The organism is Chitinivorax sp. B, assembly GCF_005503445.1.
Classification (GTDB): Bacteria; Pseudomonadota; Gammaproteobacteria; order Burkholderiales; family SCOH01; genus Chitinivorax.
This window is the reverse complement of record NZ_SCOH01000018.1, coordinates 1-14,611: the sequence shown is the minus strand read 5'-3', so window position 1 is coordinate 14,611 and position 14,611 is coordinate 1. Positions and strand designations below refer to the sequence as shown.

13 protein-coding genes are annotated in these 14,611 nt (G+C 51.7%); 3 read left to right on the top strand and 10 right to left on the bottom strand.

Features of this window, described 5'->3' with window-relative positions; genetic code table 11:
• The first annotated feature begins 303 nt into the window (after positions 1–303).
• From FFS57_RS12465 to FFS57_RS12455, 3 genes are all read left to right on the top strand, one after another.
• Positions 304–846 carry a glutathione peroxidase gene (locus FFS57_RS12465; protein ID WP_171013896.1) on the top strand — a complete coding sequence of 181 codons (543 nt, stop codon included), beginning with the start codon at positions 304–306 and terminating at the stop codon, positions 844–846.
• A 1-nt stretch (position 847) separates the two neighbouring features.
• Positions 848–1,825, top strand: coding sequence for an NAD(P)/FAD-dependent oxidoreductase (locus FFS57_RS12460; protein WP_137938125.1), 978 nt, complete (start codon positions 848–850; stop codon positions 1,823–1,825).
• Positions 1,826–1,892: 67 nt separating this feature from the next.
• A complete protein-coding gene (locus tag FFS57_RS12455) occupies positions 1,893–2,771 on the top strand; it encodes a LysR family transcriptional regulator (RefSeq protein WP_137938124.1) in 879 nt (292 codons plus the stop codon).
• Between the two features lie 350 nt (positions 2,772–3,121).
• On the opposite strand, the gene FFS57_RS12450 is transcribed toward FFS57_RS12455, so the two are convergent.
• From FFS57_RS12450 to FFS57_RS12405, 10 genes are all read right to left on the bottom strand, one after another.
• Positions 3,122–4,576 carry a DEAD/DEAH box helicase gene (locus FFS57_RS12450; RefSeq protein ID WP_502705915.1) on the bottom strand — a complete coding sequence of 485 codons (1,455 nt, stop codon included), beginning with the start codon at positions 4,574–4,576 and terminating at the stop codon, positions 3,122–3,124.
• A 151-nt stretch (positions 4,577–4,727) separates the two neighbouring features.
• Entirely contained in the window at positions 4,728–6,074 is a 1,347-nt protein-coding gene (locus tag FFS57_RS12445) for a Fic family protein (protein ID WP_137938123.1), read from the bottom strand.
• A 159-nt stretch (positions 6,075–6,233) separates the two neighbouring features.
• Positions 6,234–7,433: a CaiB/BaiF CoA transferase family protein gene (locus FFS57_RS12440; protein WP_137938122.1), complete on the bottom strand. Its 1,200-nt coding sequence runs from the start codon at positions 7,431–7,433 to the stop codon at positions 6,234–6,236.
• Positions 7,434–7,468: 35 nt separating this feature from the next.
• Complete coding sequence (locus FFS57_RS12435; RefSeq protein WP_137938121.1) at positions 7,469–8,077, bottom strand: response regulator transcription factor; 609 nt, start codon at positions 8,075–8,077, stop codon at positions 7,469–7,471.
• The gene (locus tag FFS57_RS12430) at positions 8,067–10,379 is read right to left on the bottom strand and encodes a PAS domain-containing sensor histidine kinase (RefSeq protein WP_171013894.1); all 2,313 of its coding nucleotides are present in this window, start codon (positions 10,377–10,379) and stop codon (positions 8,067–8,069) included. The genes FFS57_RS12435 and FFS57_RS12430 overlap by 11 nt, the downstream gene beginning before the upstream one ends.
• A 592-nt stretch (positions 10,380–10,971) precedes the next feature.
• Positions 10,972–11,370: a YidB family protein gene (locus tag FFS57_RS12425; protein WP_249383986.1), complete on the bottom strand. Its 399-nt coding sequence runs from the start codon at positions 11,368–11,370 to the stop codon at positions 10,972–10,974.
• Positions 11,371–11,403: 33 nt separating this feature from the next.
• Positions 11,404–12,474: a protein-glutamate methylesterase/protein-glutamine glutaminase gene (locus FFS57_RS12420; protein WP_137938119.1), complete on the bottom strand. Its 1,071-nt coding sequence runs from the start codon at positions 12,472–12,474 to the stop codon at positions 11,404–11,406.
• 9 nt (positions 12,475–12,483) lie between these two features.
• Positions 12,484–13,104 carry a chemoreceptor glutamine deamidase CheD gene (gene cheD / locus FFS57_RS12415; protein ID WP_137938118.1) on the bottom strand — a complete coding sequence of 207 codons (621 nt, stop codon included), beginning with the start codon at positions 13,102–13,104 and terminating at the stop codon, positions 12,484–12,486.
• Positions 13,101–13,955, bottom strand: a complete 855-nt coding sequence (locus tag FFS57_RS12410; RefSeq protein WP_137938117.1) for a CheR family methyltransferase — start codon at positions 13,953–13,955, stop codon at positions 13,101–13,103. The genes cheD and FFS57_RS12410 overlap by 4 nt, the downstream gene beginning before the upstream one ends.
• A gap of 29 nt (positions 13,956–13,984) precedes the next feature.
• A partial coding sequence (locus FFS57_RS12405) for a methyl-accepting chemotaxis protein (RefSeq protein WP_249383985.1) occupies positions 13,985–14,611 on the bottom strand: 627 nt, incomplete at its 5' end.

Genomic DNA, 14,611 nt, shown 5'->3' with positions numbered 1-14,611 from the left:
CAGCCAAGTCTTGAGATCTTGTTTGGCCGCGAATATAGGCCTGTTTTCAAAATACATCACCTCGACATATCGATCACGTGATCGTCATGTTCCCAGATCGCTTAAACTTGGTGTTTTCCGAGACTGAAGCGGTTTTTCCCCAATACATGCAGCACTACAGCCCATGAAACAATCCTAGCGGAGCTTGGCTATGTCATACGAATTTCTGCCATTCATGCAATCTCATGCTTAAATGTAACTAAAGGGCATGTAAAAGCCATTTCTTTGCCTGTTTCAAACGACGCACAACCACGATCGCCGAAGATGACCACGCTAACCCACACCCTGTTCACCACCATCATGCTGACCTGGTCTGCACTGAGCTTGGCAGACTGCCCGCCATTGCTCAATCACCAGTTTCGCACATTGCAAAAAAAGCCACTTGATCTATGCCAATGGCAGGGTAAGCCAATTCTGGTGGTCAATACTGCAAGCAAGTGTGGTTTTACACCGCAGTTCGAGAAGCTGGAATCACTTTACAAGCAATATAGGGATAAAGGCTTACTGATCGTCGGGTTTCCCTCAAATGATTTCTGGCAAGAACCCAAAAATAATGACGAAATTGCGGATTTTTGCAAACTGACGTATTTCGTCAATTTCCCGATGGTGGAGAAAACTGCAGTGACTGGTGATGATGCCAATCCTTTCTATAAGCAGTTGAAGTCGGCCTCTGGCAGTAGCCCACGCTGGAACTTTCACAAGTATCTGATCGCCCCGGATGGCAAGACCGTCCATAGTTTTGGCAGTACCACCAAGCCTGATGATCCGAAAGTGATGGAAAAGCTGTTACCGATGCTAGGGAGTTAAGATGACGGTAGTCAAATGCGACGTAGCCATCATCGGCGCTGGTATAGCGGGACTGACATGCGCATCACAACTTGCCCAGGCAGGAATTCACGTCGAAGTATTCGAAAAAAGCCGGGGTACTGGCGGTCGCATGGCGACCAAACGCAGTGAAGAAGCCAGTTTTGACTATGGGGCTCAGTATTTCACCGTGCGCCACCCCACCTTTGCCAAACAGGTTGCACAGTGGGAGCTCGGTGGCCACTGCGCAGCGTGGGGAGGAAGTGTCGTTGATTTACATCACGGCCGTCGTCAGTTGGCCAGCAAGCAATTACGCTTTGTCGGCCAACCTGGCATGAATGCAATGTGCCGCTCATTGGCAGAAGGTATGTCTGTCAATTTCCGGGCGCGTCTACTTAGCCTGGAACGCGCTGATCAGCGTTGGTGGCTGACTTTCGAAGATCACACACAATTGATGGCCAATATGGTGATTCTTGCACTACCAGCTCCTCAGGCCTTGAAGCTGGTTGCTAAGTTTCCATCCGTTGCGGCGCCTATTTCATCGGTCCGGATGGCGCCATGCTGGGCAGTCTTGTTGGCTCCCACGCGAACACTATCGCTGGAATTTGACGGTGCGCATGTGCATAACCTGCCACTAAGCTGGATTGGCCGCAACAACAGTAAACCGGGCCGGCTACCCGCAGAAACCTGGACATTGCACGCCACCCAGGATTGGTCGCAACGTCATGTGCATGACAATGAAGAAGATGTCATCAATCAAATGGTGGTGGCATTTGAAGAAGCCATCGGGCACAGCCTGCCCCATATGCCGGGCAAAGCACATTACTGGCGATATGCACAAACATTGTCCCCATTAGGTCAGGATTTTCTTTTCGACCCGGCCCTGCAACTCGGCATCTGCGGCGACTGGTGCCGGGGCAAGCGAGTTGAAGACGCATTTCTGAGCGGCCGCGCCTTGGCCCGCGCCATTCTGGAACGGTAATCACTACGCCATCCCGGATAGACTGCTGCATGCCGCTGTCTCAACCCACCTCAACATAGTCCGATTCATGCATTTCACGCTCAAACAACTTCAGGCCTTTGTCGCCATTGCCCGTGACAACAATGTATCACGGGCGGCCGAAACGCTATCCCTATCACAATCAGCGGTATCATCGAGCTTGAATGAACTGGAAAACCAGCTGGGTAGCCCGCTGTTTGATCGCATGGGCAAGCGACTGCAGCTGAATGAAATCGGTCATCGCATTTTGCCCCATGCAGTGGAGCTACTGGCCCGTGCCGACGAGCTAGAACGATTGGTACGTAGTGGTGAAGCACTGGGCAATTTCAAGGTCGGAGCCACACTTACGATCGGTAACCACCTGGCAACCCTGATCATCAGCGATTTTATGCGAGCCCACCCAGGTACACGGGTTGGATTGAAGGTGGCCAATACATCCCAAATTGTCGAAGGGATGCGCCAGTTTGATCTGGATATCGGTCTGATTGAGGGAGATTGCTATGATCCGGATCTGGATGTGTTGCCTTGGCGGAAAGATGAACTGGTCATCTTTTGTGCACCCGAGCATCCACTAGCCAAGCGAACGGACATCACACCAGAGGACTTAGCCGCTGAAAACTGGATCTTGCGAGAACCAGGTTCCGGCACTCGTGCGGTCTTTGATCGGGCCGTTGCCGGTAAACTAAGCCGGGTCAATATTCTGCTGGAACTGGAACATACCGAGGCTATCAAGCGTGCGGTGGAAAGCCATTTGGGCATCGGCTGTGTATCGCGCCTTGCACTACAAGAGGCCTTTCGTCGTGGCAATCTGGTGGAACTGCCCACGCCTTGGTTTGACCTGAACCGACATTTCCATTTCGTGCTACACAAACAACGCTATCTCACGCATGGGGTAAAACGCTTTCTCGAATTATGTCAACAGAGCTGAGCCTAACTTAATGCACATGAAATACCACAACAGGACAACGTGAAACGATAGCTTGGTGCTGATTCAAGGCCCGGGGCAGTTGCTCCTCGTCTGCAACGACGTCCAGCAAGCTGCCGGTATATTTGACACGATATATCCCTGATTTTGTCAGATCATAAATCAGCTTCAATTCCACCGTTCCCTGTAGTAACTCACCTGCACGCCGCCATCTTGGATTGCTTCAACATGCTGTGCCGTCCGGGTACGGTGGCTGTGGCATAAATCCATTGGGGAAAGGGGGAACTCTCCCTGTTGTGGATTTATGCAACAAAGTCATCTCAGGTGCGACTCTTTGAAAGCAATCAGCGCGTTTATTTCAGCAATGCAGCCACTGGCCGACCTGGCTTTGATACCGGGCCAGACTTGGCGGTACTCGGCTTGGATACAACAGGCTTTGGTGACCGATCGGCTGGCACACGTTGCGCAGTGGATGATGGGGCAACCTTAGCAACTGGCCGCTTGGCTCTACCTTGGTCTGGATTGGCCTTACCTTGGCCCCCTCCTGACTTAGGACTATGAGGCTTGGCTTGCTGTGACGGCTTTTGCGCCTGACGGCCATTCCCACCCTGACGTGGTTGCTGCTGACGACCCATGATGATAGGCTCTGGCTTAACTGTCAGATCCGCCTCAAAACCGGGAACTGTAAACTGACGAATTGGCTGTTTGATCAATTTCTCAATATCTTTGAGCAATTTGAACTCATCGACACATACCAGTGACACCGCCTCGCCTTCACAACCAGCACGACCGGTACGCCCGATTCGGTGCACATAGTCTTCCGGCACGTTAGGCAGCTCGAAATTGACGACATGAGGTAGTTGATCGATGTCCAGCCCGCGCGCTGCAATATCCGTCGCAACCAATACGGCAACTGAGCCATCCTTGAATCCAGCCAGCGCTTTGGTACGCGCACCCTGGCTCTTGTTACCGTGGATTGCGGCGGCCTCAATACCATCCTGCGTCAATTTTTCCGCCAGCCGATTGGCACCATGCTTGGTACGGGTAAATACCAGCACTTGTTGCCACTGACCTTCACGAATCAAATGCGTCAACAGCTCACGCTTCTTGTCTCGATCCACCAGATGAACCGATTGCGAAACCAGCTCATTGGCTGTATTACGACGTGCAACTTCCACGAGCCCTGGGCTATTCAACAACCCATCAGCCAGTGCTTTGATCTCATCGGAGAAAGTTGCAGAGAACAGCAGGTTCTGCCGTTTCGCTGGCAACAGCGCCAAAATTTTGCGGATATCACGGATGAAACCCATATCCAGCATACGGTCAGCTTCGTCCAGCACCAAGATGTCAATCTGATCAAGTTTGACGGCATTGATACTGATCAGATCCAACAGACGACCAGGGGTAGCCACCAGGATATCCACTACACCACGCAATGCCTTGATCTGCGGATTGATGCCAACACCGCCAAACACCGTCATGGATTTAAGTTTGATGAATTTTCCGTAGGTCCGGACCGACTCTTCCACCTGCGCGGCCAACTCCCGTGTCGGGGTCAGAACCAACGCACGAGGATGGCCCGCTCGGGATGGCTGGCCCGTTGCATTCAGCCGGTGCAACATCGGTAAAGTGAAACCTGCCGTTTTGCCAGTACCCGTCTGCGCAGCAGCCAACAAATCACCACCCGCCATCACAAGTGGAATGGCTTGGGCCTGAATTGGTGTGGGCGTGCTATAGCCCGTTTCAGCCACTGCGCGCAAAAGGGGTTCCGCCAGCCCAAGGCTGGCAAAGGTCAGTTCAGAAGTCATGCATTACTCCGTGCGACGGCCTATCGCAGGGTATGCGACTCCAATCCAGGCTGGCGAATCAAAAATGGGATATTTGAGTTGAAAGCACCCGCGACAGGATTGGTGCGATGCGGGTGGAGCATAGTATAACTTGTAATCTACATCAGGGTACTCAACGCTTGCTTGTTTTTCGAGGAGAAGGCATGGCTAGTGCAACATAACGGATGGTTTTGCCTTGCTTGCTTGCCGCCAGCACATTCAATTCAACCAGTTTTTCCAAATCTGCTCGGGCAGTGTTCTCCGAGATGCCAAATTCATTCTTGACTTCCCTCGTATGGAATACCCGACCTGGATGTCGTAATACCTTGCTCAACAACTGGCCTTGGCGAAAATTTAACGTGTTGATCAAACCCCGCTGGTTCAGCCATGCCATCGTGTCATAGTATTCCCGTTCTTTTCTGTCGCGGTAAGCCAGAAAAGCATCGACCGCACGACGGGTAATTCTGAGTTGATAATCAATGAAATAGGTCAGGTCATAGTCATCGGTTTCGCAATACAAATAGGCTTTGCCATAAGCGGTCGGTGCCTCTTTGAGCAATGTACTGATTGAAATGAATTCGAACGGCCAGTAACCAACTTTCAATAGATACCAGTAGAACAACGCGCGGGCCGTTCGACCATTGCCATCCACAAAGGGATGCTCATAACCCATCATGAAATGCAGGATGATAGCTTTGATGATGGGGTGAATAAATGGCCGTCCCTCACTCCCATCATGATCATCATTGGCAAAATCGCAAAGCTTCTGTAGCCGCTCAATCAACGATGCGGCAGTTGGGGGCTGATGTGCAACTCCGCCCGCCCCGTCGCCCACATAGACATGATCTGTTTGGCGGATTTCACCCGGTACAACGTCAATATCGGCAGTTTCCCGCACCGTGACGCGGTGTAATTCCCGAATCAACTCAATAGATAACGGTTCATCTTTACGCGCTTTGGCGGATTTCATGAGCAGGAAGTTATTCACGATCATCCGCTCACTTTCATCCCGAGGGGCGCGTTCCTCTGCCAACATGGCCTTGGCTATTTGCCGGGTTGTGGCCGCGCCCTCCAATTGCGCACTAGCGATGGCCTCTTCCATTACCAAGGATTGCACCAGAAATTGGTTGTTTTGCGTCGACGTACCTCCTATGCCCAACCCATTCTGCAAAATGGGATTCCGCAGTCCATCCAGAAGGTGAAGGATAGGCTGCATCGAATCAATGATCAGGTATGTAAACGGTTGCTGGTTGTCGGCAACCAACGGCAACTTTTTCTGCTGGGCAATACGATGTAATTTGGTTGCAGCCCATGCATCTTCAGGGGCTACACCTTTAGGAACGCGATAACGGAAATCATCCCAATGAAAATAACGCCCTTTTTCGTCTACGGCACCAAATTGCTCATAGGTATCGAAAAATTGATCGCCACCGTGCGTAGCTCGGTCTTTCCAAGTAGGTGGTTTTTGTATTCGTGACATAGATCAACTCAATTTTCAATATTTTGAGTTGATATTGGCCGAGCTGCTGCTTCCCGTCAACTGAGAATAGCTTAAGAAATGTTGATGGTCATTAGTCAATTGAACCACATGTGATCATATGTAAGCTACCCCGCAAATTTTGAGAAACTGAGATGTTCCTTAAATAACCCCGCAGGTTCTTAACACTCTGATCTGCTCAGACACCATACCGAGATTGATCAAAATACTTTCGGTATGCTCACCCAACTTTGGCCCCAACCATTCGGTGCTGCCTGGTGTATCGGACAATTTGGGCACAATACCAGGGATACGGAATGGCTTGCCATCTGGCAGCTTGGCTTGCTGAATCATCTCACGCGCCAGATATTGCGGATCCTGAAATATGTCTTCGACCGAATAAACCCGACTGGCAGGCACCTCTGCCTGGCTCAGCACAGCCAGGACTTGTTCTTCATCCAGGTTGGCGGCCCAATGGTCAATCAGTCGATACAATTCATCTCGTCGCTGATCGCGACCGGTGTTGTCGGCCAAATCTGGGTCATCAGCCAGATCGTGACGGCCGATGGCCTGCATGAAGCGCTTGAAGATGGCATCGCCATTGGCGCCGATCTGGATATGCTTGCCATCGCGGGTTGTGTGAATTGACGACGGGGTGATACCCGGCATGATGTTTCCGGTACGCTCACGGACGAAACCCATGACATCGAATTCCGGAATCAGACTTTCCATCATTGCGAATATGGCCTCATACAACGCCACATCGACTATCTGCCCTTTACCACCATTCACTTCTCGATGACGCAACGCCATCAATGCGCCAATGACCGCCCACAAGGCTGCAATCGAATCACCAATGGAAATGCCCGTTCTAACAGGTGGGCGGTCCGGAAAGCCTGTGATATAACGCAATCCACCCATTGATTCACCAACAGCACCAAAACCAGGTTGGTCTTTGTATGGGCCGGTTTGACCAAAACCGGACAAACGAACCATCACCAAGCCGGGATTGATGGCAGACAACACATCCCAACCCAATCCAAGCTTTTCCATCACACCGGGACGGAAATTCTCAATGACGATATCCGTTTCAGCCACCAGCTTTTTGACAATCTCGATCGCTTCTGGCCGTTTCAGGTTCAAGGTCAGTGACTGCTTGTTGCGTGCCTGAACAAACCACCACAACGAAGTCCCTTCGTAAAGCTTGCGCCATTTCCGTAAGGGGTCGCCGCCATCAGGTGACTCAATCTTGATGACCTCGGCACCAAACTCCGCACAGATTCGGGCCGCAAACGGGCCTGCAATCAAGGTACCCAATTCCAGTACTTTTACACCAGCAAGTGGTTTATCGGGCGGTGCCATATTACCTTCATCCGGTTACTGATTGCGCACAATGATCAGGTTTCGGTCCCACCCAACAACGACGCCAATTCCACCGCTGTCTTGACACCCATTTTTTCGAGAATACGGGCACGGTGAACTTCAACGGTCTTCATGCTGATATCCAACTCATCTGCGATCACTTTATTCAGCTTGCCGGCGATGATCAGCTTCATTACTTCACGCTCGCGAGGCGTCAAATGCCCCAACCGGGTCTCGATACTCTGTTTGGCAGCCCAGCGAGTTCTCGCCTGTTCATCTTCGGCAAGGCAACGTTCAGTCATATCAACCAACTGGTTATCATTGAACGGTTTTTGAATGAAATCTGCCGCACCACCTTTCAATGCCCCTACCGCCATGGGTACATCGCCATGGCCGGTCAGAAAAATCACGGGTGGCTGATAGGAATGGGTTTTCAGCTGTTCGAACACCTCCAGGCCCGAGATACCGGGCATGCGAACATCCAGCACGATGCAGCCAAATTTATCCGGGTGGTAATCCGCCAGAAAGGCTTCGCCAGATTCGAATGCTACGGCTTCGTGATCACGGGTGGAGAACAACCACACCAGCGCGTCGCGGGTGGCTTCGTCGTCGTCGACAACACAGATGGGACGGTTATTCGGCATGGGTCAACTCCTTTTCCCTGATGGCCGGTAAAGTAAAACAAAAACAGGCGCCGTTTGGGTTCGGCTCTGCCCACAAATGACCACGATGGCTTTCAATGATGGAACGGCAAATGTTCAGCCCCATGCCCATGCCCTCAGCCTTAGTTGTATAGAACGGCATGAACAGGCGTGCCAGCTCTGCTTCAGAAATACCGCTGCCACTATCTTGAATGCGAACTGTCAGCTTGTCCTCAATCAAATCACAATTGATGGTAATACGACGGCCACGTGCCGGTATCTCGCTCATGGCTTCAATGGCATTTTTGACCAAATTGAACAGCACCTGTTCTACCATGACTCGGTCAGCCATCACCGTTACGGTTTCATTGGGTTGATCCACCGTTAGTCTGACCGATGCTTTACGCAATTCTGCAGAGAGCAGATTCAGCACCGTTTCCAGCATTTCCCTGAAATCACAACGGCCACGGTGTGGTTCACGACGCTGTACGAATTCACGAATGCCGCGAATGATCTGTCCAGCTCGACGTGCCTGCTCGCTGATTTTGGTCAATGCCTGACGCAGCATCGGCAGCGAAGGTTGATCATGCTCCAGCACGTTCAAACCACCCGTACTGTAACTGGCAATGGCAGACAATGGCTGGTTCAATTCATGCGCCAGACTGGAGGCAATTTCACCCATGCTGATCAGTCGGGCAGTTTGCTGCAATCGCTCGGCCTGCTGTCGTTCCAAATCAGCAGCCTGGCGGGCCTCGGTAATGTCGGATGCAATGTCCATCCATACTTCACTGCCATCCACCCACACGCTACGTCGGCGGTGGACATGGTACCAGCGTTGATTACGCGGATCGAACACTTCGGCATCCGTGGTATCGCCAATGCCATATGGAGTAATCGGCACCGCACATAGCGGCGCATCGTCTTCGCTGACGTTGAAAATGGCACGAAAATGATGATTGCACATCAACAATTGACGACTGCTGATCTGGGTAACCGAGACGGCGGCATCCAGACCATTCAGTACCGCCACGAATCGTTGTTGTGAAGCTTGCAATGCCTCGCGTTCACGCTTCAGTTCCGTAATGTCATACAGCGAGCCCACCCAGCCCACATGGCGGCCATCGGTATCGATCAGTGGTGACGCATAGACGCGGACATCAAAACGACGTCCATCACGATGGCGTAGGCGGGTTGAATACCCCTTGCCGGAAGCACCGCCTTCCAATACGCGGCGAAAAGCTTCTTCATTGTCATCTACGGATTCATCGGGCCAATAATGGCCTTGGGCATTGGTGCCAAGCAGTTCATTCTCGCTGTACCCCACCAGCTCACAAAACGCACGGTTGGCATAAGTGATACGGCCGCTCCGATCAATGGCAATCATGCCGGAACGCAAGGAGTCCTCCATGGAACGGCGCCAAGCCATTTCACGTTTCAACCGAACTTCGGCCTCCAGCCGTTCCCGCATATGCCGACGCAAACTCCACAACGACCACACCATCAGTACCGACAGGCCAACCAAGGCAGCAGGCAAACCCTCGGTCAGAATACCGCTACCACGTTTGTAGCTTTCTGCTCGCAGCTCCAGCGGGTAGCCAAATGAATCAAAAATGACACTGTGGGTATAAGTTGTCTTATCCAACCCCAGATCCACCTTGGTGGCCAAGAGTCGCCCCCCCGGCTCATGAATACTGATCTGATAACGCTTGGCGATCCACCATGGGACCAGATTCTGCAACAGGTTCTTCAATGAATACCGAACAGCCAACAGCCCCACAACCCGCCCCGACTCCATGATTGGCAGGAACGCGATCAGGTAAGGTGATTCGCGGCTGGAGGCATTGGGAATCTGCACCTGACTGAAATCTGGTAACGCCAAGCGCAATGTACGCTGGCGCTTTTCGATCACACCCTCACTACCCAAGACAGTCGGGTCGAGGCTTTCCAACGGAGATTGCCGTTCGATACGGCCCTGTACATCAAGCTGAGCCACACCGGTAATCTCGGCATTGGTAGTCATGGTAAAGCGCACATTGGCGCGAAATTTGGCATCGTCGATCTCGTTGGCGGCAATCTGACGAGCGAAGGTTTCCAGGTTGTACTGGTTGGTTTGCAATTGCAGGCGAATCGCCTGCTCTAACCACAACACATCTTCAATCAGCGAATCCTGCCGCTCTTGTTGTTCATTGGCATGCAAGATCCACAAGAAGCACAACAAGGCTGATACAAACATCAGCAACATCAGGTTTGGCATGGCCCATAGCCATCGTGCCTGTGAAGGAAGTGAGATCAGACGCAATTTCATGTTTGATGAACCTATCGGGCAAAAGCAGAACATGATCTGATTGACATGTTTGCTGTTACCCACCTGCGAGTCAACGCGCAGTCGTAATTGAATTTAAAAAGGAATTGTCCGATTGCATCCTTTATAAGGGGTATGCACCAGCGCGGATTTCCCTAATATACCGTGTTAATGGCAAAAACAAACGGGACCGTTGGCCCCGCTTGTCAGGTTTCAATCTAAGCAGACTGCCATCTTAGATTGGTTCACCACAATGGCCACAGGTTCGCCTGGCTGGTTCATGAGTACGCTCCAGCTCTTTCGGGTCAGCATCTGGTACCAATAGCGCTTGTTCACCACATCGAGGACATCTGACGAACCGCGCCAGAATGATGGCAGAAAAAAAACCGATCTGAGCAACAAGCAACCACCAGACCAATGGGTATATCAGCAGGTGCAGTTCCGCACTATCAATCAAATTAATCAGCAATAAACTACTGATACCGACTATCAGTGTAGCGACTGATAAACGATATAACACTCGCACAAAGCGAGGGAGTTGTACTTTGATCACGGTTGCGTAGCGCCGTTTCACGTGAAACATTGTGGTTGGCTATCAACCCAGCAAACGCGACTTCAATAAATCCAGCCCAGTTTCCATCAAACCACCGGCTTCGATCTGACCGTTAGGAGCAAGATTACTGATCACTTGTGGCAGCATGGCGGAAAACACATTTCCTACTTGGTCCGGCGACAATCCCAACTGGGAGGCCAATTGACCCAGCTGATTATTTCCAAACACCTGTTGCAACTGCTCGGGAGAAATCGGCAGATTCTCACCCGCTCCAATCCAGGAATTGATAATTTCCCCCAGTCCATGTTGATTGAAAAGCGAAACCAAACCTTCCAGTCCGCCCACTTGATTCACCAAACCGGTAATTGCACCAAGCAGGCCATCCGGTGCACCTTGCCCACCCAAAAGGCTACCTGCGATATCATCAAATAAACTCATCATTACCTCGTCGATCAAATATTGCCGGCGCGGAACTCAGATCCGCACGGCACGTTGTCCCACGTTAATCCACGTGATCAGCTGCGATGCGATTTGCTCCAAAGGCAGCACCAACTCTGTCGCCCCTAGCATTGCTGCTTCACGTGGCATTCCATAAACCACACACGTTGCTTCATCTTGCCCAATAGTATGGGCACCAGACTGGCGCAAGTTCAACATACCCAGTGCACCGTCCTTACCCATGCCAGTCAACAGTGCGGCAACCGCATTCGGCCCTGCTGTCCGGGCTACCGAATTGAACAGTACATCCACAGATGGTCGATGGTGATTGACCTTTTCGCCGCAGTCCAGTTCACATAAGTAATTCGCGCCACTACGCTTCAGTTTCAAGTGCGAATGTCCAGGTGCAATATAGGCATAACCAGGTAATACCCGTTCACCATGCTCGGCCTCTTTAACCACCATACGGCACTGCTCATTCAAACGCCGCGCAAAACCAGCCGTAAACTGCTCCGGCATGTGCTGGGCAATCAAAATACCCGGTGTATCCGCCGGTAATGATCGAAGTACTTCACGAATAGCTTCTGTTCCACCGGTTGAAGCCCCGATCGCAATCAGCTTCTCCGTGGAAAAAAATTGGGGTGGGGTTTTTACAGCGATTCGACCCGTCTGGACATCAGGAGGGCTTTCCAACCGCCTGACTCGCGCTCTAGAGGCTGCACGGATTTTTTCAATCAGGGTTTCTGCATAATCCAGCATGCTACGCTGCAGATCGGCTTTTGGTTTGGTGACAAAATCAACAGCACCCAATTCCAGTGCACGCAACGTAATATCGGAACCCACCTCAGTCAGACTGGAAATCATGACTACCGGTGTAGGCTTCAGTCGCATCAATTTTTCAAGAAAATCCAGGCCATTCATGCGCGGCATCTCCACATCCAACGTAATCACATCCGGACTCAATTCGCGAATGATCTGACGTGCATTGAACGGATCGCTGGCAACCCCGGCCACTTCGATATCCGGAGCGCTGTTCAATATCTCACGCAATACAACCCGCATCAGTGCCGAATCATCGACTACCACCGCTCTGATTGGTTTCGACACATGCCCCCCTTATCCGAATAATTCCACATCACCTTCCACCGAGGAATATTGAAGCCGCTGACCATATTCGCGTTCACGAGCAACAATCGTGTCGTTGTGAACGCTTTTCAACTTCTTGACCAGCACCTTGCCAGAAGCGGGAAAGAAATAGATCTTGCGGGGATAGATATCCAACAGATCCTTCGCCAAGATCGGAATGTTTTCAAATCCAAGGTAATTTTGTACAAAACGGGCATTGCGCTCACCCACGTTGGCCACAGTAAAACCACGCAGTACGTTACCCCCGCCAAATACCTTGGCTTCCATCGCGTTGCGCTTGGCACCCAGCTTTAACAGTTGGTTGATCAACACTTCCATGGCATAGCTACCATAGCGGGCTGACGCAGCCAGCGGATTACCCATGTCACCAGCTCCCCCTTCCGGCAACATAAAGTGATTCATACCGCCAATTCCACTTTGTCTGTCCCTAATACAGGCAGAGACACACGAACCCAACACCGTCACCAACACCATGTCACGCCCCGTGACATAGTACTCACCCGGCATGATCTTGGCCGCTTCGCAATCAAAACTCTTATCGAAATACAGGGTTGGGGCCAGGGCTTCTTCATACCCACGTTGTCGCGTCATTTGTGACCTCGTTTCAGGATTACCGGCGCCCCAGCATGCATATAAGCAGTATTGCCGATCAGTTGCAGTTGATCAGCAACATGGTGCAGGCTTTCCGAATGTCCGGCGAAATAGATGCCCTCGGGCTTCAATCTGGCCACGAGTTTGCCGATAATCTCCCGTTGTGTTGGTTTGTCGAAATAGATCATGACATTGCGACAAAAGATCACATCAAACTGTCCTTCAACGGTGTAAACGTCATCCAACAGATTGAGCTGACGAAACTCGATCAACCGACGCAGGTCCTGCCTGACTCGCACCTGTCCCTCATTTTCGTTTCTACCCTTCATGAAAAAGTGCTTCAGTCGCGTGTTCGACAGCTTTTCCACACGCTGTATCGGATAGATCCCGTGCCGCGCCGTATCCAGACAGTGTGTATCCAGATCGCTGGCCACAATTTCCACCGGCGGAGACCACGAACCGAAGTACTCGACGGCACACATGGCTATCGAATAGGGTTCCTCACCCGTTGAACACGCTGCACTCCAGATTCGGTACTTACTTTGCCGGACCTGCCATGCCTCGAAATATGCGTCCAACATGGTGAAGTGATGAGCCTCCCGGAAGAAGGAGGTGAGATTGGTCGTCAATGCATTGATAAAAGACTGCCACTCTTCGTTTTCCCGCCCATCCAAATAATCCAGATAAGCCTTGAAATGACTCAGTTGCAGTGCCCGCAAGCGCCGGGATAAACGGCTGTACACCATATTGAATTTGGACGCCGCCAGCTTGATGCCTGCCCGGGCATATATCATGGCCCGGGCACGCTCAAAATCCTGTTGGGTATAGATAAACTCACGTTCGTCAGTCATATCTGCGGGATCCAGTCGCTACTGGCTGTTCAAAACTCTTCCCAGTTCCCGTCTTCACTATCTGATGAAACAGGTAAAGGTTTTGCTTTGGATTTCGCCTTGGCGACCGGAGCAGGTCGGGATACGGTTCGGATCACATTACGCGTTGCGACCAAGGCTGTTGAGCGGGATGGCGCACTGGCAGATCCGTCCACTTTGAACATCATCACGGCACCCACCAGTTGCTGGGCCTGCTCTTCCAGACTTTCAGCATTCGCTGCCGCCTGTTCGACCAGGGCTGCATTTTGCTGTGTACCTTCGTCCATTTGTGTCACGGCTTTGTTCACCTGCTCGATGCCGTCACTCTGTTCATGGCTGGCCGCCGAGATTTCACTGATGATGTCGTTGACTCGCTGCACCGAACTGACGATTTCGTTCATGGTCTTGCCAGCGTCTTCCACCAGTTTGGTGCCATCGTTGACCCGGCTGACAGAGTCCTGAATCAGATCTTTGATCTCTTTGGCCGCCGCCGCACTACGTTGCGCCAGATTACGTACTTCCCCTGCCACGACGGCAAAGCCTCGCCCTTGCTCGCCAGCTCGGGCTGCTTCCACTGCAGCGTTCAGGGCCAATATGTTGGTCTGGAACGCGATGCCGTCGATGACACTGATGATGTC

Excerpts from the sequence above, each read along its gene's own strand:
- FFS57_RS12465 (WP_171013896.1), top strand. The coding sequence starts at position 304 with ATGACCACGCTAACCCACACCCTGTTCACCACCATCATGCTGACCTGG.
- FFS57_RS12460 (WP_137938125.1), top strand. The coding sequence starts at position 848 with ATGACGGTAGTCAAATGCGACGTAGCCATCATCGGCGCTGGTATAGCG.
- FFS57_RS12455 (WP_137938124.1), top strand. The coding sequence starts at position 1,893 with ATGCATTTCACGCTCAAACAACTTCAGGCCTTTGTCGCCATTGCCCGT.
- FFS57_RS12450 (WP_502705915.1), bottom strand. The coding sequence starts at position 4,576 with ATGACTTCTGAACTGACCTTTGCCAGCCTTGGGCTGGCGGAACCCCTT.
- FFS57_RS12445 (WP_137938123.1), bottom strand. The coding sequence starts at position 6,074 with ATGTCACGAATACAAAAACCACCTACTTGGAAAGACCGAGCTACGCAC.
- FFS57_RS12440 (WP_137938122.1), bottom strand. The coding sequence starts at position 7,433 with ATGGCACCGCCCGATAAACCACTTGCTGGTGTAAAAGTACTGGAATTG.
- FFS57_RS12435 (WP_137938121.1), bottom strand. The coding sequence starts at position 8,077 with ATGCCGAATAACCGTCCCATCTGTGTTGTCGACGACGACGAAGCCACC.
- FFS57_RS12430 (WP_171013894.1), bottom strand. The coding sequence starts at position 10,379 with ATGAAATTGCGTCTGATCTCACTTCCTTCACAGGCACGATGGCTATGG.
- FFS57_RS12425 (WP_249383986.1), bottom strand. The coding sequence starts at position 11,370 with ATGATGAGTTTATTTGATGATATCGCAGGTAGCCTTTTGGGTGGGCAA.
- cheD (WP_137938118.1), bottom strand. The coding sequence starts at position 13,104 with ATGACGCGACAACGTGGGTATGAAGAAGCCCTGGCCCCAACCCTGTAT.
- FFS57_RS12410 (WP_137938117.1), bottom strand. The coding sequence starts at position 13,955 with ATGACTGACGAACGTGAGTTTATCTATACCCAACAGGATTTTGAGCGT.